Raw genomic sequence first — 23,707 nt, forward strand, 5'->3', positions numbered from 1 at the left:
GCGGTCCCACCCACCGCGGCGCACCCGCTCAGCTGTCGATGTCGAGGAACGAGCCCCAGCCGCTGCCGACCTGGACCCGCCCGAGCCAGGTGCCGGTGCCGCTGCTGCGGTAGAGCCACAGGCGGCCCGCGGAGTCACGGGCGAGCAGGTCGGGATGACCGTCGCCGTCGAAGTCGCCCGGCCCGGTGAGCTGGCTGTAGGTGCTCCACCCGCTGCCCACGACCCGCATCCCCGTGCGCACGCCGGTCGGTGAGAACGAGTACAGCCGCAGCGCCCCGGTCCGGTCGCGGGCCAGGATGTCCGAGCCCCCGTCGCCGTCGAAGTCGCCCACGGGGGTGAGCTCGCGCAGGCTCCCCCAGCCGGAGCCCAGCGAGGTCCGCCCGAGCCAGCTGCCGCTGCCGTCGCCGCGGTAGATCCAGAGGACGCCCGCACTGTCGCGAGCCACCAGGTCGGGGAAGCCGTCGCCGGTCAGGTCACCGGGCCCGACGATCTCGCTGTACCCGCGCCACCCGCTCCCGACCCGTCGAGCCGGGCCGAGGGTGCCGTCGGGCTGCACGGGTCGCAGCTCGAGATACCCGGCGGTCGTCACGACCAGCACGTCGTCGAGCCCGTCGCCGTCGAGGTCACCGGGCGAGAGCACCTGCCGGATGCCGGTGGCGGCGGCGGCCAGGACGCGCGGCTTCAGCCAGCCGCCCCGCCCGTTCCCCGGGTAGAGGAGGAGGCGGCTGCTGCCGTCGCGCCCCACGACGTCGCTGAAGGCGTTGGCGGCGAGGTCGGCCCCCACCGAGTCGGCCTCGGGGGCGTAGTAGGTCGACTTCAGGCCGAACTGCGACTGGAACCGGCTGCCGGTGACCGTGACCGTGCCCCCGGTGCCCACCAGGTCGACCGAGACGGCTCGGCCGCCCCAGCGCCCGTGGCCGTCGCGCCGGACGACGATCTCGCGGAAGGTGCCGATCGCCGGCCACGCACGCTCGATCGAGGCCGCAGCGATCCGGACCCGCCAGGTCGCGTTCGGGGTGCTGAAGCCCGCCTCGTAGGGGTCCTTCTGGCTCACCAGGTACGGCGCGTTGGCGGCGGCGGTCTGGCCCCCGTTGTAGGCGCTGAACATGGCCGTGACGACCGACCCGCCGTAGGTGAGCACGACCCCGGAGGTGGCGTCGACGGCGGCCGTCGACGCGGTGTACTCGGTCGGGCGCCCCGAGTAGACCTGGCACGCGGTGGTGTCGCAGATGTCCCAGGCGCCGGAGGCGCCGAGCCGGGCCGCAGCGTAGGTGCGGGCGGCCACGGCCTGGGCCGCGAGGCCCTGCGCGTGCCAGCTGGGCGGCATCTCGCTGGGCACCACCGAGTAGAGGTACTGCTCGAGGTTCAGGGTGTTCACGGTGTCGAGCGACGACGCGCCGTTCGGGACCGCGCTCACCCAGCCGCGGTAGTCGCGCGTCGAGCCGCTCGGCAGCACGACCGTCACCGTCGAGGTCGACGCCCAGCTGGTGGTGCGGAACATGACGTCCGGCGCGCTCGCCAGCGGGCAGGACGAGCTCTCCTCGACCCAGCCACCGGCCGCGGTCGAGCGACGCTCGAGGGTCCACCCGCTCGCCCCGCGCGCCACCCGCCACTGCGTGGTGTCGGCACTGACGGGCAGGGTCTGGGTGCACGTCCCCGCGGCGACGAGCAGCCCGGCCGCCGGCAGCACCGTCAGGGGCGCGCCGCGCAGGGCCGAGAGCTGGACGCGGATGGTCCGGCCCGCGTACCCGTCCTGCTGGGTCGTGCCCGGGTAGTAGAACGCCACGATCTCGCGCCAGGTCAGGCCCTGGGTGGCCGCCCCGTACGCGCCCCACTGCGACATCCCGATGCCGTGGCCCCAGCCGCGCCCGGCCAGGGTGAAGACCGGCGAGGTCTGCGCGTGCGCCGGTGCCGCGACGCCGAGCGCGCCCAGCAGCATCCCGACGACGAGACCCACGACGGCACCGGCCCGCGACCGGCGACGGAGCCCGGTGGCCCCGAACCGCAGCGCGTTCATCCGGTGTACACCTGCATCCCGGTCAGCACGGTGGACTGCGGGACGTCCGCCGTCACGCCCACCGTGGCCGTGCCGGAGACGACCGTGGCGCGGCCGTCGGCCTCGACCCCGAGGACGTCGACCCGGGTGTCGCCGGTGGCGTCACCCAGGGCGGTGACGCTGACGTACTTGTCCCAGCCGCCGCCGAGGACCACGAGCGAGGTGAGCCGCGAGCCGTTCCAGCGGTAGACGATGGCGGTGCCGTCGCGGGTGATGCCGAGCACGTCGCGCCGGCCGTCGCCGTTCCAGTCGCCCACCCCGACGATCTTGACGATGTTCTGCCACCCGGTGCCGATGACGCGGCTGGTGCTGAAGCCGCCGATGCCGTTGCCGGGGTAGATCCGCAGCTGCTGGGCGCCGTCGACCGCGATCATGTCGGAGCGGCCGTCACCGTCGAGGTCGTTGGCCCCCGTCAGGCGGCTCATCGCCTGCCAGCCGTGGCCGACGTCGCGACCCGACTGCAGACCGCCCACCCCGTTGCCGGGGTACATCCGCAGCGCTCCGGTGGCCGTGACCCGCGCCAGGATGTCGGCCACCCGGTCGCCGTTCCAGTCGCCCGGCGTGACGGCCAGGTCGACCCCGGACCAGTGCCCGCTCGAGAGGGTCACCGGCGCCTGCAGCTGCCCGTCCTGGGTGTGCAGCAGCATCAGGTCGTGGGCGGCGTTCGTGGCCAGCACGTCGTTGTCGCCGTTGTTGTCGATGTCGTGGTCGACGGTCAGCGACGGGAGCCCGCGCACCGGTGGCGACGCGGCCGCCGCGATCGTCGGCACGTACCGGTAGAGCCCGGCGCCGGGGCAGCTGGTCTGGAAGACGTCGCGGTGCCCACTGACGCCGCGGTACAGCGCGCCCGCGAGGTTGGCCGGCTTCGCGGGGTCGAACTGGTGCACCTGGGCCTTCCACGCGACCAGGCGTGAGTAGGCCGAGACCACCGCCGAGGGCGCGGCGACGTCGGTGAAGTCGCCGATGGTGGCGATGCCGGTCGACCAGGAGTTGACCCCCTTGGCCTGGGCCCCCACGACGGCGCGGTCCATCCCGCCGTAGCGCCCCTCCCAGATCCGCCCGAAGCGGTCGATGAGGAAGTTGTAGCCGATGTCGCTCCAGCCGCGACCGTTGACGTGGAAGGCGTAGATGCCGCGGATCAGGGCCGGCACGTCGGCGGCGGAGTAGGTGTTGGAGTTGACGGTGTGGTGCACGATCGCCGCCTGCACGCCGGCGTACAGCACGGGCCCGTTCCGCATGCTCTCGTCGGCGCCCCACTGGGCGCGGGTGTAGATGGCCGGCTTCGACACCGACGCCCCGGCGGCCCCCGGGACGGCCGTCCCGACGGTGTCGTCGGCGGCGGAGTGGCCGGGGTCGATGACCGGCATCGCGATCGTCGTGGCGCGGTGGTCGCGCGGACCGACCGCCCGCAGCTGGACGCCGGTGCCCGAACCCACGGCGACCGGGTCGGAGCCGGGCCGGGAGTGGGTCGACTCCACGGTCCCCCCGTCCGGGCCGTGGCCGTCGTCCTCCGTCGTGGGCGCCCACGCCGACCAGGCGCCGGTGGTGCTCGTGCGAGTGCGGTACTCGACCACGAGGTCGTCCTGCGGGCCGCTCCAGGTCATCCCGACGACGAGGGGCCGGTCACCGGCGCGCACCTCGTCCGACATCGTCACGACCTCCAGCCGGCCCGGTGTGGAGCCGACGCGGGCAGCGGTCACGCCCGCCTCGCCGGCGCTCAGGGCGGCCTCGGCGCTGCCGGCGGCCGGGGCGTGCAGCGGGGCCTGGCGCTCGCTCGGTGCCACCGGGTGCGGGGCCGCCCCGGCCTGGACGCCGGTGGTCATCACCCCGGTGACGACGAACAGGGCGCAGGCCCCCAGCACAGCAAGGATCCGACGCATGACAACACCTCTCGGGACTCACGGCCCCGCAGGCCCTCAGGGGTGGGCGAGCGGGGGGACCCCCGCAACAACGGCACCACCCGTCACAGGAGTCCCCAGAACCATCGCACAGGGTCGGGGGCCCGACAACCGGATCGGCGGAATCGGTCAGGGACCGGACTCAGGCTCCGGCGTGTCGCCGCGGACACCCAGCACGTCGTGCAGCACCCGGGCCGAGCGCCGGCCGTCGTGGTGGGCCCGCGCGAACGCCGTCCCCTCGGCCGCCGTGCGACGGGCGGCGTCGCGGTCGTCGAGCACCGACCGGATGACGTCCTCGAGGGTGTCGGGGGTCGCCTCGATGATGGGCGGGCCGCCGGCAGCGTCGCGGACCTGGTCGGTGACGTTGCTGAGCACCAGCCGGCCGGCCGACATCGCCTCGAGGGCCAGGGCCCCGTAGGTGCCGATCGCGAACTGGTCGAGCACGAGGTCGGCGTCGGCGATCAGGCGCGGCATCTCCGAGGGCGGGGTGTGCTCGATGCGCCGGTACTCGATGACGCCCTTGTCGTGCAGGGCCGTGAGCAGGGCGTCGACCCGGCCACTGCCCTTGAGCGCGGCCCGGCTCGGGGCGTGCAGCGCCACCGGCACCCGGCGCTCGAGCAGCGGGGCGTCGGAGGCCCAGGCGTCGACGTCGACGACCACCGGCAGCCAGTGCGCCTCGGGCACGTCGAGCAGCAGGTCGGGGGTCGAGACGAAGACCGGCCCGTCGAAGGCGTGCACGAGCGGAGCGAGCTCGCCCGTGACCTTCTGCAGCCGGGCGGTGAGCTCCTCGGTGGGGTCGCGGAACGGCGACCACGGGGTGTGCCGGGCGTGCTGGGCGGGGTCCCGGATCTCGGAGCCGTGCAGGATGAGGCCGACCGAGATGCCGACCGCCCGCAGGACGTCGGCGTCACCGGTGAAGTCGCGCCCGTTGCGCAGGCCGAAGAGCGGGCGGCCGGCCTCGAGCAGGGCGTGCGTCCAGGTGTCGAGGGCCCGCTCCTGGAACCGCTCGGCCCAGGCGCGGTCCTTGGCGTAGGTCTGCACCGGCACGAGCTCGTCGGCGGGGAAGGTGATGGGGCCGCCCCGGTCGGTGGCCACCACCTCGGTGCGCACCCCCGGCATCGACCGCTCGAGGCCCTTGGCCCACGCCCACGCCTGGCCCGCCATGTTGGCCGGGCCGATGCCGACCACCGAGGGGCGGTCGGCGCGAGTGGCGGGCGTCTCGACCAGCGAGTCGAGGTCGGGCACGTGCTCGGGCTCGTGGACCCGGCCGGGGCCGAGGACGCGCCCGTAGAAGGCGCGCAGCGCCGCCTCCTGCCGGTCCCAGGCGAAGGGCACCAGCAGCTCGGGGTCGTCGAGGATGCGGCGACGCAGCGCGGGGCCGTGCTCGAGCACCTCGCGCACGCCGCGGGCCAGGTCCTCGGGGTCGCCGGCGACGTGCACGGCGCCCACGCGGTACTCCTCGACGAACTCCTTCTGGGCCCGGCAGTCGCTGGCCAGCACCGGGAGCCCGGCGTAGAGGTACTCGAACAGCTTGTTCGCCAGCGCCACCTCGTGGCTGCCGAAGTGCAGGAACGGCAGCAGCCCCACGTCGGCGGTCGCGACGAACGCCGAGACCTCCTCGGGGCGCACCGGGTCGAGCAGGTGCAGCCGGTCGGAGACCCCCAGCTCGGCGGCGAGGTCGCTGAGCACCTTGGCCGAGCGGATCTCCTTGTGCGGCACGCACACCACCGCGAGGTGCACGTCGGGCAGCAACGGCAGGGCGCGCACCGCGGTGTCGACGCCCCGGGCCGTCGTGACCCCGCCGCTGTAGACCGCCAGCGGCTGGTCCGGCGCCAGGCCGCACGCCTCGCGGATGGTGGTCTCGACCGGCCGCGAGCCGGCTCCCAGCACCGGGCTGTTCATGACGACCGTGGGGAGCTCGGGCAGGTCGTAGCGCTCCTGCAGGGTCTCGGCCAGGGCCGGGGTGACCGTGACGACGGCGTCGGCGTCGTGCACGTACTCGGACTCGAGGTCGAGGTAGGCGGCCCGCTTGCGCTTGGTGCGCCCGCCGTACAGCGAGAGCCCGGCCACGTACTCGTGGGCGTCGTACACCCACGCGGCCGGGCGGCCGGCGGCCCGGCGCCGGGCCACGGCCCGGCTGGCCACCCCGACGAGGTGGATGTCGTGTGCGTGCAGCACGTCCCACTCGAGGCGGTCGATGACGGGCCCGAAGGCCAGCTGGTAGTCGTCGATCTCGGGCAGCAGGCGCCGCCACGACGCCCCGGCGGGCACCCGCGAGAGCGCGCCGTCGTAGCCGCGCCACAGGCGCCCCTCGAGGGCCTTGACCCGGCGGTCGAGGCCCTGGCGGACCCGCGTCACCTCGCGCCCCGCGCGGGCGCCGCGCCCCCGCAGCTTCGTGGCGGGGCCGCCGACCGCGGCCTCCTCGTGCCGCAGGGTGGAGCGCAGGTCCTGGGCGCGCCGCACGGCGGAGTCGATCCCGAGGTTGAGGTGGCGCGCGCGCACGGCGGCGCGGCGGCGGGCCTCGGCGTCGCGCAGCTGCCAGGCGATGGGCACGCGGATGACGCGCATGTCGCCGAGCACGGTCTCGGTGTAGCGGCCCGACGAGGCGTAGCCCAGCAGGGTCACGTCGACACCGGCGGCGCTGAGGGCGAGCCCCATCTTCAGGACGCGCGTGTCGTGGCTGATGTCGTTGCCGACCATCATCAGGACGCGCGCGGGACCCTCCGTGGCCCCCGCGCCGAGCGGCGACACCGAGGTGGGGCTCACGGCGCGGTCGAGCCGGCCGCCACACCCACCGTGCGATGGGTGACACCCTCCCAGTCGGAGGCCGAGGTGAGGCGGCGCCCGTCGACCAGGCTGCGCACCCCCGGCAGGTCGCTCGGGCGCAGGTCGCGGTACTCGGCGTGGTCGGCCTGGACCACGGCGGCGTCGGCGGGCTCCCCGAGGTGGTACGGCGTCAGGCCGAGGGCCTCGAGCTCGGCGTCGTCGAACATCGGGTCGTGCACCAGGGCGAGCGCGCCCCGGGCGGTGAGGGCGGTGACCGTGTCGAAGACGCCCGAGAAGGCCGTCTCCTTGACCCCGCCGCGGTAGGCGGCCCCGAGCACGACCACCCGCTGGCCGTCGAGGGAGCCGTGCGCGCCCTCGAGCAGGCCGATGGTGTAGTCGGGCATCTGCTTGTTGGCCGCGCGGGCCGCGCTGACGACGGTGGCGTCGGGGTCGGTGTGCAGGTAGAGCCGCGGGTAGATCGGGATGCAGTGGCCGCCGACCGCGATACCCGGCCGGTGGATGTGGCTGAAGGGCTGGGAGTTGCTGGCGTCGATGACCGAGTGGATGTCGATGCCCTGGGCGTCGGCGAAGCGGGCGAACTGGTTCGCGAGGCCGATGTTGACGTCGCGGTAGGTGGTCTCGGCCAGCTTCGCGAGCTCGCTGGCCTCGGCGCTGCCGAGGTCCCAGACGCCGTTGGCCCGCGGCAGGTCGGGACGGTCGTCGAAGTCGAGGACGGCCTCGTAGAAGTCGGTGGCCTTCTGCGCGCCGGCCGCCGAGAGGCCGCCGACCAGCTTGGGGTACTTGCGCAGGTCCTCGAAGACCCGGCCGGTGAGCACGCGCTCGGGGCTGAAGACCAGGTGGAAGTCCTGCCCCTCGGTGAGCCCGGAGATCTCCTCGATCATCGGCTTCCAGCGCCCCCGCGTGGTGCCGACCGGCAGCGTGGTCTCGTACGACACCAGGGTGCCCGGCGTGAGGTGCTGCGCCAGGCTGCGGGTGGCGGAGTCCATCCAGCCGAAGTCGGGGGTGCCCTCCTCGTCGACGAACAGGGGCACGACCAGCACGATGGCGTCGGCGCCGGGCACGGCGTCGGCGTAGTCGGTGGTGGCGCGCAGCCGACCGGCCGGGACGAGCTCGCTCAGGTACTCCTGCAGGTGCGCCTCGCCCGGGAACGGCTCGCGGCCGGCGTTGACGGCCTCGACGGTGGCGGGGTTGACGTCGACCCCCACCACCTCGTGGCCCTTCTGGGCGAACTGGGCCGCCAGGGGCAGCCCGATCTTGCCGAGCGCGACAACGCAGATCTTCACAGGAGCACCGGTCCTCGTAGACGTCAGGGAATCGCGTCGATCATACGGACTGGGCGGGCCCGGAGCGATTCGCCCCCGGCACCCCGGCTACCGCTTGCGCAGCCGCCGGCGAGCCGCGCGAGCGACCCGACCGACCCCGTTCGCGGGGTCCTGCCGGATGACCTTGAGGGTCTTGGTCGCGTCGGACCGCACGCCGGCCAGGCCCCGTTCGGCGCGGGCCTTGGCCAGGGCCGACTCTGCGGTGCGGACGCGTTCGGCGAGCCGCTTGCCCTCGGCGCGCTGCTCGGCCAGGTCGGCTGCGAGCTGCTCGGCCCGGGCGCTCGCGGCCACGAGGCCGGCCCGCAGCTGGAGCCCCTCGACGAGCCACTCGGCCGTCATCCGCGCGCGGGCGGCGTCGGTGTCGAGCACCACGGTGCCCAGCAGGTGGGTGCGCACCGGCACGGACGGGTCGCGGGTGAGGACGACGACGACGCGGGCGGCACCGGCGGTGACCGTCTGGGCGCGCACGACCCGCAGGCCGGCCGCGGCGACCGAGGCCAGCAGGGGGCCGACGGGCAGCTCCGAGGCCGGGGTCCGCAGCAGCACCAGGGACACGTCGTGCTCGCCGAGGCGCTGGGCGAGGGCGTCGACCCGCGCGGCCTCCCAGCCGCCGAACCACGCGTCGACGAGCAGCGCCGGGGCCGAGGTGTCGTCGGCCGGACCCTCGGCGACCGGGACCGACCCGAGGCGCACGGCCGCGGCGTCGGGCAGCCGGTACACGGTGCGGTCGGGCGCGCCGTCGACGTGGAGGTAGTCCTCGACGATGTCGGAGAGGGCCATCAGGCGACCCTCACCGCGACGTGCATCCCGGCCGGGTCATCCCGGAAGTCGTTGCGCACGAACCGTTCCACGGTCATCCCACACTCCTCGAGCACGGCCCGGTACCGGCTGGCGGCCCGGGTCTTCTGGTAGTGGCTCCACGCCCGGTCGGCGTCGGCCTGGTGGTCGACGAGGCCGATCCGGCCGCCCAGGCGCACGAGGGAGGCGAGGTGGCGGACGCTGGCCTCCCACTCCCGGTCGTCCATCAGGTGGTAGAGCACGTCGATGCTGACGACGACGTCGTACAGGTGGCTCGGCGACCAGTCCTGCAGGGCCGAGACGGCGTAGGACTCGAGCGGGCCGGCGGCCGCCCGGCAGCCGGCCACGGCGACCTCGCTGGTGTCAATGCCGTCGACGCGGTGCCCGAACGAGGCGATGGCGCGCGAGAAGTGGCCCTGCCCGCAGCCCGCGTCGAGCACCCGGAGGGGCGACGCGGGGTCGGACTGGGTGCCCAGCACCTCGAGCAGGCGAGCGGTGCGGACGGCGTAGAACATGGCGTTCTCGGCGCGGGACATGCTGATGTTGCCGCCCGAGGCCAGGTCGTCGCTCTCCGCGTGTCGCCGGTCCCAGTACGTCCGGGCCTCGGTGGCGGTGAACGCCTCCCGGCCGGCACCCGTGGTGTGGCTCACCGCTGTCCTCCCGCTCCGTGACCCGTGGCCATGGGGGCCCGGCAGACGGTCACGCTAGCCTAAGTGCCGCCGCGTGCCCAAGGGCACCGCGCCGAGTCGTCCGCCGTTCCCGTCACCGGAAGAACCCCCATGAGAGTGCTGTCCGTCGTCGGGGCCCGCCCCCAGTTCGTCAAGCTCGCGCCCATCGCGCACGCCATGGCCGCGGCGGGCCACGAGCACGTCATCGTGCACACCGGGCAGCACTACGACGCCAAGATGTCCGACGTCTTCTTCGCCGACCTGCGCATCCCGGCGCCCGACGTGCACCTGGGCGTCGGCTCCGGCACGCACGGGGTGCAGACCGGCGCGATGCTCTCGGCCCTCGACGCCGTCCTGCTCGAGCACCGCCCCGACTGGGTGCTGGTGTACGGCGACACCAACAGCACCATCGCCGGGGCGCTCTCGGCGGTGAAGCTGCACCTGCCGCTCGCCCACCTCGAGGCGGGGCTGCGCTCGTTCAACCGGCGGATGCCGGAGGAGCACAACCGGGTCCTCACCGACCACGCCGCCGACCTGTGCCTGGCCCCCACCGAGGTCGCGCGCGGGCACCTGGCCGCCGAGGGCCTGGCCGCGCGCACCGTCGTCACCGGGGATGTGATGACCGACGTCTGCCTCGCCACCGCGGCCACCGTCCTGGCCGACGAGCCCGCGCCGCCGGCGGGCCTGGCGTCCGGCGAGTTCGTGCTCTCGACCATCCACCGGGCCGACAACACCGACGACCCGCAGCGGCTGCGGGCCATCGTCGAGGGCCTGGCCGCCCTCCCCTACCCCGTCGTGCTCACCGCGCACCCGCGCCTGGTCGCCAAGGCCGCCGAGCACGGCATCGACCTGGCCCAGGGGTCGGTGCACCCGGTCGAGCCGCTCGAGTACCCCGCGATGGTGGCCGCCCTCGGCCAGGCCCGCGCGGTCGTCACCGACTCCGGCGGCCTGCAGAAGGAGGCCTTCCTGCTGCGCACGCCGTGCACGACGGTGCGCACCGAGACCGAGTGGACCGAGACCGTCGACCTCGGCTGGAACGTCCTGGTCACCGACCTCTCCACCCTCACCGCGGTGGTCGACCGGCCCGCGCCCGAGCCCCCCGACGCCGCTCCGTACGGCGACGGCCACGCGGCCGAGGCGGCCGTGCGCGCCCTCGAGGAGCACCTGCCCCGCTGACCCGGTCCGGTGGCCACCGGCCGGGAGAGGCCGCACTGCACGCGGGACGGGCCGGGGACGCGTCCCCGGCCCGTCCCGCGTGCCCCGCCGGGCGACGTCAGACGGTGACGACGGTGCCGGTGGCGGAGGACTCGATGCAGGCCTCGGCGACCTTCACGGTGCGCATGCCCTGGGTCATCGTGACGATGTCGGCGTCCTTGCCCAGCACGGCGTCGCGGAACTGCTCGTGCTCGGTGCGCAGCGGCTCGGGCTTGCTGATGGCGAAGCGGACGACGTCACCCTCGGAGACGCCGCGGAACTTCGCGATGGCGTCCCACGAGGACTCGATCTCGCCGTTGGCGTGGAAGGTGAGGTCGGCGGTGAGGGTGTCGGCGACGAACGAGCCCTTGCTGCCGGTGATGACCGTGACGCGCTCCTTGAACGGCGAGAGCCAGTTCACGAGGTGGTTGGTGATGGCGCCCTTCGAGAGCTGGCCGACCACCGAGACCATGTCCTCGAACTCGCGGCCGGAGCGGTGCGTGGTGCGGGCCGCGACCGAGGTGAACTCCTGCTGGGTCACCCAGGCGGTGAGGTCGATGTCGTGGGTGCCGAGGTCCTTGACCACGCCCACGTCGGCGATCCGCGCCGGGAACGGGCCCTGGCGCCGGGTGACGACCTGGTAGATCTCGCCGAGGTCGCCGGCCTCGATGCGCGCCCGCGCCTGCTGCAGCGCCGGGTTGTAGCGCTCGATGTGGCCGACCGCGCCGACCAGGCCCTTCGTCTCGAACGCCTCGGCCAGCGCCTGCGACGAGGCGGTGTCCTGGGCCAGCGGCTTCTCGATCATGGTGTGCACGCCGGCCTCGGCCAGGGCCAGGCCGATCTGCTCGTGGTAGATCGTGGGGACCGCGACCATGCAGTAGTCGAGCCCGTGCCCGATGAGGGCCTCGATGCTCTCCTCGACGGGCCGGCCGCCGGAGACGCCGTGGACGTCGCCGCCCGGGTCGGCGACCGCGACGAGCTCGACGCCCGGCAGGCTGCCGAGGACCCGGGCGTGGTGGCGCCCCATCATCCCGAGGCCGATGAGGCCCGCGCGCAGGTCGGCCATGTCAGGCCCCGGCCTTCGCGAGCGCGTTGACGGCCTCCACGATGCGCTCGAGGTCGCCCTGGCTGAGCGACGGGTGCACCGGCAGCGAGAGGCACTCGCGGGCGGCGCGCTCGGTCTCGGGCAGGTCGACGTCGACCTGGAAGGGGGCGAGCCGGTGGTTGGGGACGGGGTAGAACATGCCGGAGCCGATGTTGTACTCCTCGCGCAGCGCGGCGGCCAGGCCGTCGCGGTCGCTCGCCACCCGCACCGTGTACTGGTGGTAGACGTGCTCGGCACCCGGGGCGACCGGGGGCACGGTGACGCCCTCGAGGTTCGCCGAGAGGAACGCCGCGTTCTGCTGGCGCTGGGCGGTCCAGCCGCCGACCTTGGTCAGCTGCACGCGGCCGATGGCGGCGTGGATGTCGGTCATGCGGTTGTTCAGGCCGACGACCTCGTTGTGGTACTGCTTCTCCATGCCCTGGTTGCGGTAGAGGCGCATGTTGCGCTCGATCTCGGCGTTCGCCACCGAGACCATGCCGCCCTCACCGGAGGTCATGTTCTTCGTGGGGTAGAGCGAGAACATCGCGAAGGTGCCGAAGGCGCCCACCGGGGTGCCGCCCAGCTTGGCGCCGTGCGCCTGGGCGGCGTCCTCGAAGACCTGGATGCCGTGCTTCTCGGCGATGGCCATGATGCGGTCCATCTTGGCCGGGTGCCCGTAGAGGTGCACCGGCATGACGCCCACGGTGCGCTCGGTGATGGAGGCCTCGATGGCCTCGGGCGAGAGGCAGAAGTCGTCGGCGTCGATGTCGGCGAAGATGGGCGTCGCGCCGGTGAGCGCCACCGAGTTGGCGGTGGCCGCGAAGGTGAAGGACGGGACGATGACCTCGTCGCCGGCCTTGACCCCGCTGGACAGCAGGCCGAGGTGCTGGCCCGAGGTGCCGGAGTTGACCGCGACGCAGGCGCGCCCCAGCCCGAAGTGCGCGGAGAACTCCTCCTCGAAGGCCTTGACCTCCGGGCCCTGCGCGAGCATCCCGCTCCGCAAGACGCGGTCGACCGCGGCTCGCTCCTCGTCGCCGATGAGCGGCTTTGCAGGGGGGATGAACTCGGTCACGGTGCAGCCTCCATCAGGCGGTCGTCGTCTTCGGTGTAGGTCTCGCCGGTCTTCGGACAGACCCAGCGGCCTTCGCCCGACGGTTCCAGGGGCACGCCGGCGCGGCCGACCCATCGTAGCCGCCGGGCCGGGACACCGGCGACGAGGGCGAAGTCGGGGACGTCCTTCACGACCACCGAACCGGCCGCCACCATCGCCCAGCGGCCGATGGTCACGGGGGCCACGCACACCGCGCGGGCCCCGATCGAGGAGCCCTCCTTGCAGGTGACGCCCACGGCCTCCCAGTCGTCGCCGCGCTTCAGGCTGCCGTCGGGAGCCACCGAGCGCGGGTAGTGGTCGTTGGTGAAGACCACGGCCGGCCCGACGAACACGCCGTCCTCGAGGACGGCCGGCTCGTAGACCAGGGCGTAGTTCTGCAGCTTGCAGTTGTCGCCCATCGTCACCCCGGTACCGACGTAGGCGCCGCGGCCGACGATGCAGTTCTCACCGAGGACGGCTCCCTCGCGGACCTGCGCGAGGTGCCAGACCGACGTCCCGTCGCCGAGGGTCGCCTCCGGCGAGACGTCCGCGCTGTCCTGGACCCTGGTTGCCATCGGGGCTCCTCCTGACCGTGGGGTGCCGGCGCCGAGACCGGCCTTCTCCCCGCCAGCCTAGGGCCGGCGTGGGCCTGCTCCTAGTCGGGCGAGCGCCGCCTCCGGGCCGCTGTCGCGGGCGCACGGTTCGGCCCCGGCCCCGCCGGTCAACTAGGCTTGACGGGCCACGGGATGCCGTCCGCGCGGCAGACCGGCCGCTACGACCGCGCTCCCCCCGCGCCCTTCCAGGAGGTCTCTCTTGTCCGTCGCAGCCCGCGGGAAGGCACCGCACGTCCTCTACGTGGCCTGGGGGTTCCCCCCCTGCCGGGGAGGCGGGGTGTACCGCGCACTGGCGACCACGAACGCGCTGGCGGCCGCGGGGTTCCGGGTCACCGTGCTCACCGCGACCCGTGAGACCTTCCTGCGCTACACCGGCGCCGACACCTCGCTCGAGGACCGCGTCGACCCCTCCATCGAGGTGGTCCGCGTGCCCTTCGAGTGGCCGGTGCTCGAGACCGACCTGCGCCGCTGGGGCGCCGGCCGCGCGTTCTTCCCCCGGCTGTGGCAGAAGTACCGCAAGCGGCTCGACGTCAAGGACTTCCCGGAGGTGGGGTACGGCCCCTGGAAGGGCCCCCTCGAGGACGCCGCCCGGGCGCTGCACGCCGACGACCCGGTCGACCTGGTCGTCGCGTCGGCCAACCCCAACGTCGACTTCACGGTGGCCGAGTACCTGCACCGCACCGCCGGTGTCCCGTACGTCATGGACTACCGCGACGCCTGGACCCTCGACGTGTTCACCGGCGAGCAGCTGCACCCCGACGACTCCCGGGTCGCCGAGCTCGAGCGCACCTACGTCGAGGGCGCCCGCGAGGTCTGGTTCGTCAACGAGCCCATCCGGGCCTGGCACCAGCAGCGCTACCCCGCCGCGGCCGACCGGATGCACGTGGTCGCCAACGGCTACGACCCCGAGTTCGCGCCCCGGGCCCGGCTCGAGCCGCCTCCGGCCGAGCGCCCCCTGACCTTCGGCTACATCGGCACCGTCAGCCCCAAGGTGCCCCTGGAGCCCTTCGCCGAGGGCTGGTCCCTGGCCCGGGGCCGCACCCCGGAGCTCGCGGGGGCCCGCGCGCAGATCTGGGGCTACCTGGGCTTCTACGCCACGCCCAGCCCGGCCCTCCAGCGCATCGTCGACGCCCACGCCGACAGCGGCCTCGAGTACGCCGGGCCCCTCCCCAAGCAGGAGGTGCGCGGCGCCTACGACACCTTCGACGCCCTGCTGCTCATCCTGGGCAAGGGCCGCTACGTCACCAGCGGCAAGGTGTTCGAGTACACCGCCAGCGCGCTGCCCATCGTGTCGGTGCACGACCCCGGCAACGCGGCCTCCGACATCCTGCGCGACTACCCGCTGTGGTTCCCCGTGGCCGACCTCGAGCCCACGTCCGTCGCGGCCGCCGTCGAGGCCGCGGCCCACGCCGCCCGTCACGCCACGCCCGGACAGCGGGCGGCCTGCGCGGAGTTCGCCCGCGGCTACTCGCGCGACCTCCAGCTCCGCCCCCGGATGGGGGCCCTGGCCGCCGGGCTCGGCCACCGCGTCGACGAGGGGGTGCCGTCGTGAAGGTCGTCGTCCTCAGCTCCGCCCGCCGCACCACGCCGGCCTACGTCGCCTCCATCCGCGACCAGCTCGGTCTCGACGACGTGCCGGACGCCCGGATGACGTGGGTGGCCCTGCACCATCCGCGCCGCCCCCTGCCCGGGCTCGACACCCATGTCACCGGGCCCGCCGCCGTGGTCCGCGGGCGGGCGCGGCTGGTCCCCGCCGGGCCGGCCCCGCTTCCCGGCGACGACGAGCCGACCGCCGAGGACGCCCGCACCGACGACGAGCGGGATGCCGACGCGTCGTCCACCGGCCCGCGCCCGGCCGGCCCTCCGCAGCCGTTCGTCCGCCGGGCCCTGCACGGCGTGCGCTGGCGGGCCCGTCGTGCGCAGCGGGCCGCGGTGCAGCACCCGGTGGCGCAGCGCGTCGCCGGCAGCACCAAGGTGCGCCGCGTCCGGTCCGCGCTCACCCCCGGCGGTGCCGCCACCGTCTTCGCCGCCGGCACCCTGCGCTCCCCCGCGGTCAACTCCCTGGTGCGCCGCGCCGACGTGGTCGTCGCCCTCGACGCCCGCACCTACCGGGCCGCCTGGCTGCTGGCCCGGCGGCACCGCGGACCCGACGTGGTGGTGGGCACCGCGGCGGGCAAGGCCGCCGTCACCGTCCGCGCCGCGCGCTGAGCCGTCCGCCCCGGCCCGCTCAGCCCCGTCGCACGAGCTCGGCCACGGCATCGGCCGCGGCGGCGTACGGGTCGGCGTGCTGCTGGGTCTCCTGGCGGGCCCGCGCGGCCGCACCGACCTCGCGGTGCCGCGACGGGTCGGCGGCCCAGGCCGTGAGCACGCGCGCGGTCGCGGCGCCGGCGCCGGGGCCGCTCGGGACGACCTCGCCCACCCCGGCCTCCCGCACGATGGCCGCCTGCCGGGGCAGGTCGGTGACCACGACCGGCAGCCCGCACGCGAGGTACTCGTAGAGCTTGCTGGGGACCGCGTCGCGGAAGGCCGGGGTGTCCTCGAGCAGCACCAGGCCGCACCACGCCCCCCGCGCCCAGCGCCACGCCTCGGCCGGCGGGCGACGGCCGTGCAGCCTCACGCGCCCGGCCAGGTCGTCGCGCTCCAGCCGGGCCGCGAGCTGCGCGGCGTCGGCGGCCGCCACCGGGCCGACGACGTCGAGGGTCCAGCCGGGGGCACCGGCCAGCGCGTCGAGCATCGCCCACAGCCCGCGGCTGGCCCGCACGTCGCCGACGTAGAGCGCGCGGGGCTGCTCGTCGGGCTCGGAGGGACCGGGCAGCATCGAGAGGTCGGGCAGGTTGCGCACCACCAGCCGATGCCGCGCGGAGCGCGGCGGCACGTGCTCGTCGGCGACCAGCACCAGGTCGCCGGCCCGCGCGGCGCGCCCCGCGACGGCCACGAGCGCCCCCGCCAGGGCGCCGGTGACGCCGGTGGCCCAGGCGCGGTCGCGCAGCAGGGCGCCGTAGTCCTCGTGCACGTCGGCGACGACGGCGCGCCGGCGGGCGCGGCCGATGGCCGTGACGGCCACGAGGGCGTCGGGGTCGAGAGCGACCACGACCCTCCCGCGGGCCCGGGCGGCCGACACCACCGCGGTGAGGGGCCGGGCCCAGACGCGGCCCCGGGGGCGGGTGGTGACATGGGCCCCCTCCGGCCCGTCGGCGGGGTCACCCAGCCCGAGGACCTCGACCGAGAGCCCCCGCCGCCGGAAGGCGGCGACGAGCCGGTGCAGGCGGGCGTCGGCGACGTCGTGGCCGCTCGTGACGACACTGACGTCGGGCGGTGACCCCACCGCTCAGAGGTCCTCGAGGATGACCGCGGAGCTGCCGACGTTGACGAACCTGGTGTACTCGGCGATGACGTCGTCGGGGGTGCCGCGCATCATCAGCTTGCCCTTGTGCAGCCAGATGACGTCGTTGCACAGCTGCTGGATGGAGGCGAGCGAGTGGCTGACGAGGAACATCGCCCGCGCGTTCTCACGCAGCTCGGCCATCTTGGCGGCGGCCTTGGTCTTGAAGTTCGCGTCGCCGGCCGAGAGGGCCTCGTCGATCATCAGGATGTCGGGGTCCATGTGCACCGCCACCGAGAACGCCAGGCGGCTGTACATCCCGGAGGAGTACGTGCGCATCGGGGCGTCGATGAACTCCTCGAGGTCGGCGAAGGCCGTGACCTCGTCGGCGCGGTCCTGGACCTCCTTGCGCGACAGCCCGCTCGCGAGGCCGCCGAGCACGATGTTCTCGCGGCCGCTGAGGTTGGCGTTGAAGCCGACCCCCAGCGAGAGCAGGGGGCTGACCCGGCCGTTGACCTCGATGCGCCCCTCGGTGGGGGGCAGGATGCCCGAGAGCGCGCGCATCAGGGTGGACTTGCCGGCGCCGTTGTTGCCGATGATCCCGAGCGCGGTGCCGTCGGGCACGTCGAACGAGACGTGCTGCAGGGCGTGGATCTCGCGGACCGCGCGTTGGCCCCGGCCCAGCCGCGTCACGGCGTTCTTGAGGGTCGGGACCCGCTCGAACGTGGTGCGGTAGGTGACCGAGAGGTCCTCGACCTTGACCGAGAGGTCAGATGCGGACAGCGAACTCACGCTCCCTCGACATGAAGTAGAACGAGCCGACGGCCATCGAGAGCCCCGCCCAGAAGATGGCGAGGAGCCAGGTGGTCAGGCTCGGGACGGTGTTGTGCTGCAGGGCCTCGAGGTAGCCGCCGATGAGGCTGTACAGCGGGTTCAGGTACGACACGACCTCGATGTGCTTCTGGAAGCGGGCGGGGACGTCGTCGATGGTCCACAGGATCGGCGAGAGGTAGAGCCAGATGCGGTTGAAGTACGGCAGGAAGCTCGTGGTGTCGCGGAAGTAGACCTGCACGGTGGCGAAGAACGAGCCGACGCCGAGGGCGAACACGATGATGAGGAACAGGAACGGCAGCGCCGCGAGCGTGCCCCAGCCGAACCTGGTCCCGGCGATGAGCTCGAAGACGAACAGCACCACCAGGGTCGGCAGGTACCGGAAGAACGCGGTGCGCACGGCGGAGAACGGCATCAGCAGGCGGGGGAAGGCGGTGTTGAGCAGCAGCTTGCCGCCGCCGACGACGGAGGACGCCCCCGAGCTCATCGACCCCGCGACGAAGTAGAAGATGAACAGCCCGGCGCAGAGCTGGGCGAAGAAGTCCATGCCCTTGTGGCCGCCGGCCAGGATGAACACGAGCAGGAAGTAGACCCCCGCGAGGAGCAGCGGGTTGATGACGAGCCACAGCTGACCGAAGAAGGTCGTGGTGTTGGCGCCGCGCATGGTCGCCCGGGAGAGCTCGGTCGCGAACTCCTTGCGCCGCCACAGCTCACGCAGGTACGGGACGACGGGGGGCAGCCCTCCGCGGTGCGGGACGTACACGTGGTGAGTGGTGGTGAACTCGTTCTCGACCTCGCGGTCGTGGACCACCTGCTCGCTGGACATCGTGCTCACTCTCCGGGGGCGCCGGGCGCCGAGGCATCTGTTGGGTAGACCGGGCAAGTGTAGTGGAGCCTCATCCGGCCCCGAGCCGCCCGTAGAGCCCGACGAGCACGTCGGCGTCGTGCTCCCAGGACAGGGCGGCGCGGGCGGCGCGCACCCGTGCGACGGCCTCGGCGTGTCCGGCCGCCAGCTCGCGGCAGGCGCGCACCAGGTCGGCGGCGTCCCCGGGGCGGTAGGTGGTACCGAGCCCGTGGCGGCGTACGGCGGCCCCGAGCTCGCCCACATCGGTGGCGACCACCGGGACGCCGAGGCTCACGGCGTGGAAGAGCTTGTTGGGCATCGCCAGGCGGTGGTTGGGCCAGCGGTCGCTGTGCGTGACCAGGGCGGCGCCGGCGGCCACCAGTTCGGCGTCGACGACCTCGAGCGGCGCGGCGGGCTCGACCCGCGCGCGCCCGGGGTCGAAGCGGCTCAGCCACTCGGCGTCGGCCGGCCCGCGCACCAGCACCTCGCCCGGGATGTCGGCCGAGGCGGCCGCGATGACCTCGAGCTCGCGGTCGGCGGCCAGGCGCCCGGCGTAGACGAAGCCGCGCGGCGGGCTGGCCACCGGGGCGTCGTCGGCGCGGGTGGGGAAGGTGTTGTGCACGACCACGACCTCGGGCCAGCCCGGGTGGTCGGCCCGCAGCGCGCGCGCGACCCCTTCCCCCACGGTGACCACGGCGGCGGCCCGGGCCCCGAGGGCGGCCTCGAGCCGGGCCTCACGGCGGCGGCGCAGCGGGGCCGGGCGACCCTCGACGGGCCGGCCGACCCAGTACTCGTGGGTGTCGTAGACCAGAGGAACGCCCCACTCCTCGGCCAGACGCGCCCCGACGGGGAGGGCGGTGAAGTCGTGGGCGTGGACGACGTCGGCGGGGCCGCCGGCAGCGGCCCACCGCCGGGCCAGGGCTTCGGTCTGCGCGTGCCAGGCGGCCAACCGGCGCCCGACGTGCACCGGCAGCAGGGCCCAGCGGGCGACCCGCTCGGGGGCGGTGAGGTCGCGGCCGCGGGTCTGGGCGGCGGGCGGCCGACCCGCCGAGGCGACGGTGACCCCGCCCGGGGGGACGAAGCCGTCAGGGACGCCGCGGCCCACCACGTGCACGGTGTGGCCGGCCGCGACCAGGGCCCGTGCCTCGCGCAGCACCCGGGTGTCGGTGGCCACGCCGGTCCACACCAGCATCAGGATGCGCACGGTCAGCGCCCCAGCCCGCGGGGGCTCGTGAGGAAGCCCCAGCCCCACGACCAGTGCATGGTGGCCAGCACCGGGCCGGCCAGCATCCGCACCCGGGGCTCCTCGCCCCGGGTGATGGCCACCCCGCCGGCCCCCACGGCCAGCAGGTAGGCGACCGGGACGGCGAGGGCCGGCGGCCACACGAGTCCCGCCACCGTGGCCGCCGCCGTCCCCACGACCATCGCGGGCGGGGCGAGGTAGCGCGGGTTCAGGGTGCCGTCGTGGGTGCGGGCCACCACGCGGCGCCAGCGGCCGTAGTCGCGGTACTGCCGGGCGAGCGCGCGCAGCGACGAGCGGGGCCGGTAGGTGACGACGAGGTCGGGGGTGAACCACACCGTGCCCCCGGAGGCCCGCAGCCGGTGGTTGAGCTCCCAGTCCTGGGTGCGGGTGAAGCGCGGGTCGTAGCCGCCGACGCGCTCGAGCGCGCTCTTGCGGAAGACCCCCAGGTAGACCGTGTCGGCCGGGCCGGCGCCACCGCCAGTGTGGAACTTCGAGGACCCCACGCCCAGCGGGCTGCGCATGGCCGCCGCGACCGCCCGCTCGACCGGGGTGGTGCCCTGGGCGTCCATCGTGCCGCCCACGTTGTCGGCCCCGGTCTCGGCCAGCACGGCGACGGCGGTGGACACGTAGTGGGGCGGGATCTCGGCGTGGCCGTCGACGCGCACGACGACCTCGCCGCGGGCCGCGCCGATGCCCGCGTTGAGGGCGTCGGGGGTGCGGCCGCTGGGGTTGCGCACGAGGCGGACCCGCGGCTCGCGCGCGGCGAGCGCCGCCGCGACCTCGTCGGTGCGGTCGCTCGACGGGCCGAGGGCCAGGACCACCTCGAGGGGGCCGGGCCAGTCCTGGCGCAGCACCATCGCCACCGCGTCGGCCAGGTGCCGCTCCTCGTCGAGGATCGGCATGACGACGCTGACGAGGGGGTGGGCGTCAGGGGCGGGGCGGTCGGGGGCGGGTCGGGGCTCGGCGGACATCGCGCCCATCATCCCGCAGAGCACACGCTCGCGAGGTCACCGGTGTCGGCGTCGGGGTCGGTGCCGGGGCGGGTCATGACCGCGGGGGTCGACGCCGACGGCGCCGGGGTGGGCGTGGCCGCGGCGCTCGCGGCGGCGCCCGTCGAGGCCTTCGTGGCCTTCGTGGCCTTCGTGGCCTTCGCGGCGGGCTCGGCCGGGGCGGGCTTCTCGCTCTTGGCGATGGCCGCGGCCACCGTCGAGCGCACCACCGCCGGGTCGTAGCTCCACGGCTTGATGAGCGGGGGCACGAAGTTCACCGAGGTGATGCGCTCCTGCTTGGTCTTCACGGCCACCTGCGCCAGCGGCCCCAGGGCGTCCTGCGGGATGTCGGTGCGGAACAACCCGGTGCTGGCCGAGGCGATGTCGCCGAAGTTGAGCAGCACGGTCCTGGGGTCGAGCTGGCGGACCAGCGCGGTGACCACACAGCGCTGGCGCGCCATCCGCTCGTAGTTGGTGGAGCCCACCCGGCTGCGGGCGTACCAGAGGGCGTGGTAGCCGTCGAGGTGCTGCGCGCCGGGCTCGATGTAGCCGCTGATGGGCGACCCGTTGCCCCCGATGGGGGTGCGCCGCTGCACGGTGATGTCGAGGCCGCCGACGGCGTTGATGATGCTCGAGAAGCCGCGCAGGTCGACCAGCACGTAGTACTGGATGTCGAGGCCGGACAGCGACTCGACCGCCTCGGTCGTCGCGACCAGGCCGGGGTCCTGGGTGCCCGCCGGGAACAGCTTCGCGTGGTCCTGCCCCCAGGTGTAGAGACCGTTGAGCAGGCACTCGTCCCCGCAGCTCCAGCCCTTCGGCATGAGCCGGGCCATCGTCGAGCCGGGGCGGAAGGTGATGTTCTCGGTCTCGCGGGAGAAGCCGAAGAGCACCGCGCGGCCGGTGTCGGCGTCGACGCTCGCGAGCTGGATGCTGTCGGGCCGCAGCCCGACCCGGCTCGCGCCGCTGTCACCGCCCAGCAGGAGGATGTTGTAGCGGCCCTTGGCGGCCGGGGCGGCCGCGCCGGAGCCGAACAGGCTCGTCATGGCCGCTCGCGCGCTGCCGACGCCGGCGCCGGTCCAGCCGACGAGGCCGGGCACGACGAGCAGGACCAGCAGGGCCACGAGCAGCCCCCGGCGGTCTCGCGTCGGGAGGCGGTCCGGGCGTCCGAGGCGCCAGGCGTCCACGAGGAGGGCCGCCCAGGCGAGGGCGAGCACGACCAGCACCACCTGCGCCACCGCGAGGAGCCAGCCGCGCGTCGCGAGCCAGAGCACGGCCGAGCGGCTCACCAGGGCCAGCAGCCCCACGGCCAGCAGCAGCCCCAGCAGGACCAGCCAGACCTTGATGGCCACGCGCCCCACGGCCCGGCTGCCGGCCGCGACCTGAGCCGACCCCGGCACCACCAGGGTGAGCAGCAGCAGGCTGACCGCACGGCGGCGGTGGCGCCGGTCGAACCCCGGCGAACGGGTGTCGACGCGCAGCGGTGCGTGGTCCGGCGTCCGCTCGAGCACGGCGGAGCCTCGGTCACCTCCCATGAGCAGCGAGTATCGGCGTCCCGACCCCCACCGGGCGCGAGGCGCGCCGGGGGGCGGCGCGCGGATCTGCGCGGCCGGCGACGGCCCGTGCGCGACGGCGCCCGGCGTCCTCCCAGCCGGCGTACGGGCGGTGTTGGCAGACTGTCCCTCGGCCCGCACCGAGAGGACCGAGGATGACCGACGACCACGCCCGCCCCATCCCCCGCCGTCCCGCACGCGACGGCGCGGACGACGACGTCTACGTGGTCGACACCCGCAGCCGGCGGGGCGCCCCCCGTCGCACCCCCCGGGACGGTGCCCGCGGCCCTCGCGCCGGTGCCGCCGCGGCCGCGCCCCCGCCCGGTGCCGCCGCCTACGACGAGCTCGGGCGGCCGCTGCCCCGCGGCGGGGCGACCCCTCCGGCGGCACCACCGCCGGGCGCCCGCACCCGCCGGCGGGGCCGCGGCCGCACCGGGGTCTCGGTGCTGGCGCTCCTGGTGGTGGCCTACCTGGTGTTCCTGGTGGTCGCGCCGCTGCACGCGTGGTCGAACGTCTCGCGCGTCGACGTGAGCCCCGAGGGGCGGCGCCCCGCCGCGGGCGACGGCCACACCTACCTGCTGGTGGGCTCCGACAGCCGGGAGGGCCTGACCGCCGCGCAGAAGCGGGCCCTGGGCACCGGCAGCGCCGACGGCCGGCGCACCGACACCATCATCCTGGTCCACGTCCCCTCGGGCGGCGGCAAGTCCTCGCTCATCTCCGTCCCCCGCGACAGCTACCTGCCCATCCCGGGCCACGGGAAGAACAAGGTCAACGCCTCCTTCTCGATCGGCGGCCCGAAGCTGCTGACCCGGACCCTCGAGCAGGCCACCGGGCTGCGCATCGACGGCTACCTCGAGATCGGCCTCGCCGGGTTCGCCGACGTCGTCGACAGCCTCGGCGGGGTCGACATCTGTGTGAAGAACGCCATCAAGGACAAGAAGGCGCACATCGACCTGCCCCAGGGCTGCCAGAACCTCGACGGCCCCACCGCCCTGGGCTACGTGCGGGCGCGCTACTCCGACCCCAAGGGCGACATCGGCCGCGCCGAGCGCCAGCGGCAGTTCCTCGGTGCCGTGGTGAAGAAGGCCGCGACGCCCTCGACCGTGCTGGTGCCTTGGCGCTGGTGGGGCTTCACCCACGCCGCGGCCTCGGCCGTGCTGGTGGGCCAGGACACCGGGCTCGTCGACGCCTACCGCATCCTCAGCACCATGCGGGCGGTCTCGAACGACGGGGCGCTCAGCCTGGTCGTGCCCATCTCCGACCCCAACGCCACCACCTCGGCCGGCAGCTCGGTGCTGTGGGACGACAAGCGCGCGGCCGAGCTCTTCACGATGCTGCGTGACGGCACACCCCTCGACGCCCCGCCGCCCGGCACCGACGGGACGCCCGGCTGAGGGCCCCGCGGCGGGGCGCCCAG

19 protein-coding genes are annotated in these 23,707 nt (G+C 74.7%); 4 read left to right on the plus strand and 15 right to left on the minus strand.

All coding sequences use genetic code 11. The features are described from left to right. Positions 1-28: 28 nt before the first annotated feature. The 6 genes from ATL31_RS10205 to ATL31_RS10230 all read right to left on the minus strand — a co-directional run bounded on the left by ATL31_RS10205 (position 29) and on the right by ATL31_RS10230 (position 9,511). Positions 29-2,017 (minus strand): SpoIID/LytB domain-containing protein, encoded by a 1,989-nt coding sequence (locus tag ATL31_RS10205; RefSeq protein ID WP_101395672.1) that lies wholly within the window; start codon positions 2,015-2,017, stop codon positions 29-31. Next, positions 2,014-3,936 carry an FG-GAP-like repeat-containing protein gene (locus tag ATL31_RS10210; protein WP_143598375.1) on the minus strand — a complete coding sequence of 641 codons (1,923 nt, stop codon included), beginning with the start codon at positions 3,934-3,936 and terminating at the stop codon, positions 2,014-2,016. Before ATL31_RS10210 ends, ATL31_RS10205 begins: the two co-directional genes overlap by 4 nt. A 147-nt stretch (positions 3,937-4,083) precedes the next feature. Continuing rightward, complete coding sequence (locus ATL31_RS10215) at positions 4,084-6,720, minus strand: glycosyltransferase family 4 protein (protein ID WP_245862242.1); 2,637 nt, start codon at positions 6,718-6,720, stop codon at positions 4,084-4,086. Next, positions 6,717-8,024, minus strand: coding sequence for a nucleotide sugar dehydrogenase (locus ATL31_RS10220; protein ID WP_101395674.1), 1,308 nt, complete (start codon positions 8,022-8,024; stop codon positions 6,717-6,719). The genes ATL31_RS10215 and ATL31_RS10220 overlap by 4 nt, the downstream gene beginning before the upstream one ends. Before the next feature lie 87 nt (positions 8,025-8,111). Next, positions 8,112-8,843, minus strand: a complete 732-nt coding sequence (locus ATL31_RS10225; RefSeq protein WP_101395675.1) for a hypothetical protein — start codon at positions 8,841-8,843, stop codon at positions 8,112-8,114. Then, a complete protein-coding gene (locus tag ATL31_RS10230; RefSeq protein ID WP_101395676.1) occupies positions 8,843-9,511 on the minus strand; it encodes a class I SAM-dependent methyltransferase in 669 nt (222 codons plus the stop codon). Before ATL31_RS10230 ends, ATL31_RS10225 begins: the two co-directional genes overlap by 1 nt. A gap of 129 nt (positions 9,512-9,640) precedes the next feature. Here ATL31_RS10230 and wecB point away from each other — a divergent pair, with 129 nt between their 5' ends. After that, positions 9,641-10,705 carry a non-hydrolyzing UDP-N-acetylglucosamine 2-epimerase gene (wecB, locus tag ATL31_RS10235; RefSeq protein ID WP_101395677.1) on the plus strand — a complete coding sequence of 355 codons (1,065 nt, stop codon included), beginning with the start codon at positions 9,641-9,643 and terminating at the stop codon, positions 10,703-10,705. 97 nt (positions 10,706-10,802) lie between these two features. Here the strand turns inward: wecB and ATL31_RS10240 are convergent, their stop codons facing one another. Genes ATL31_RS10240 through ATL31_RS10250 form a run of 3 tightly spaced genes read right to left on the minus strand, consistent with a single transcriptional unit; the run spans position 10,803 to position 13,472 of the window. Beyond that, the gene (locus ATL31_RS10240) at positions 10,803-11,789 is read right to left on the minus strand and encodes a Gfo/Idh/MocA family protein (RefSeq protein WP_101395678.1); all 987 of its coding nucleotides are present in this window, start codon (positions 11,787-11,789) and stop codon (positions 10,803-10,805) included. Between the two features lies 1 nt (position 11,790). Next, entirely contained in the window at positions 11,791-12,879 is a 1,089-nt protein-coding gene (locus ATL31_RS10245) for a DegT/DnrJ/EryC1/StrS family aminotransferase (RefSeq protein ID WP_101395679.1), read from the minus strand. Beyond that, positions 12,876-13,472 carry an acyltransferase gene (locus tag ATL31_RS10250; RefSeq protein ID WP_101395680.1) on the minus strand — a complete coding sequence of 199 codons (597 nt, stop codon included), beginning with the start codon at positions 13,470-13,472 and terminating at the stop codon, positions 12,876-12,878. Before ATL31_RS10250 ends, ATL31_RS10245 begins: the two co-directional genes overlap by 4 nt. Positions 13,473-13,788: 316 nt before the next feature. Here ATL31_RS10250 and ATL31_RS10255 point away from each other — a divergent pair, with 316 nt between their 5' ends. Together ATL31_RS10255 and ATL31_RS10260 are read left to right on the plus strand one after the other, a co-directional pair. Continuing rightward, complete coding sequence (locus tag ATL31_RS10255) at positions 13,789-15,063, plus strand: glycosyltransferase family protein (RefSeq protein WP_245862245.1); 1,275 nt, start codon at positions 13,789-13,791, stop codon at positions 15,061-15,063. Continuing rightward, complete coding sequence (locus tag ATL31_RS10260; RefSeq protein ID WP_101395682.1) at positions 15,060-15,719, plus strand: hypothetical protein; 660 nt, start codon at positions 15,060-15,062, stop codon at positions 15,717-15,719. Before ATL31_RS10255 ends, ATL31_RS10260 begins: the two co-directional genes overlap by 4 nt. A gap of 19 nt (positions 15,720-15,738) precedes the next feature. Here ATL31_RS10260 and ATL31_RS10265 read toward each other — a convergent pair whose 3' ends face one another. The 6 genes from ATL31_RS10265 to ATL31_RS10290 form a co-directional block, all read right to left on the minus strand. After that, positions 15,739-16,836 (minus strand): glycosyltransferase, encoded by a 1,098-nt coding sequence (locus tag ATL31_RS10265; RefSeq protein ID WP_101395683.1) that lies wholly within the window; start codon positions 16,834-16,836, stop codon positions 15,739-15,741. A 3-nt stretch (positions 16,837-16,839) separates the two neighbouring features. Beyond that, positions 16,840-17,625, minus strand: a complete 786-nt coding sequence (locus ATL31_RS10270; RefSeq protein ID WP_245862247.1) for an ABC transporter ATP-binding protein — start codon at positions 17,623-17,625, stop codon at positions 16,840-16,842. Further along, complete coding sequence (locus tag ATL31_RS10275; RefSeq protein WP_101395684.1) at positions 17,603-18,490, minus strand: ABC transporter permease; 888 nt, start codon at positions 18,488-18,490, stop codon at positions 17,603-17,605. Before ATL31_RS10275 ends, ATL31_RS10270 begins: the two co-directional genes overlap by 23 nt. Positions 18,491-18,560: 70 nt before the next feature. After that, the gene (locus ATL31_RS10280; protein ID WP_101397494.1) at positions 18,561-19,712 is read right to left on the minus strand and encodes a glycosyltransferase; all 1,152 of its coding nucleotides are present in this window, start codon (positions 19,710-19,712) and stop codon (positions 18,561-18,563) included. 2 nt (positions 19,713-19,714) lie between these two features. Further along, entirely contained in the window at positions 19,715-20,722 is a 1,008-nt protein-coding gene (locus ATL31_RS10285) for a glycosyltransferase family 2 protein (RefSeq protein WP_245862252.1), read from the minus strand. An 8-nt stretch (positions 20,723-20,730) separates the two neighbouring features. Next, positions 20,731-22,272 (minus strand): LCP family protein, encoded by a 1,542-nt coding sequence (locus tag ATL31_RS10290; protein ID WP_101395686.1) that lies wholly within the window; start codon positions 22,270-22,272, stop codon positions 20,731-20,733. Between the two features lie 173 nt (positions 22,273-22,445). On the opposite strand from ATL31_RS10290, the gene ATL31_RS10295 reads away from it, so the two are divergent. Then, a complete protein-coding gene (locus tag ATL31_RS10295; RefSeq protein WP_101395687.1) occupies positions 22,446-23,684 on the plus strand; it encodes an LCP family protein in 1,239 nt (412 codons plus the stop codon). The last annotated feature ends 23 nt before the right edge of the window (positions 23,685-23,707 follow it).

The sequence above is a fragment of the Phycicoccus duodecadis genome, from assembly GCF_002846495.1.
GTDB classification, from domain to species: Bacteria; Actinomycetota; Actinomycetes; order Actinomycetales; family Dermatophilaceae; genus Phycicoccus; species Phycicoccus duodecadis.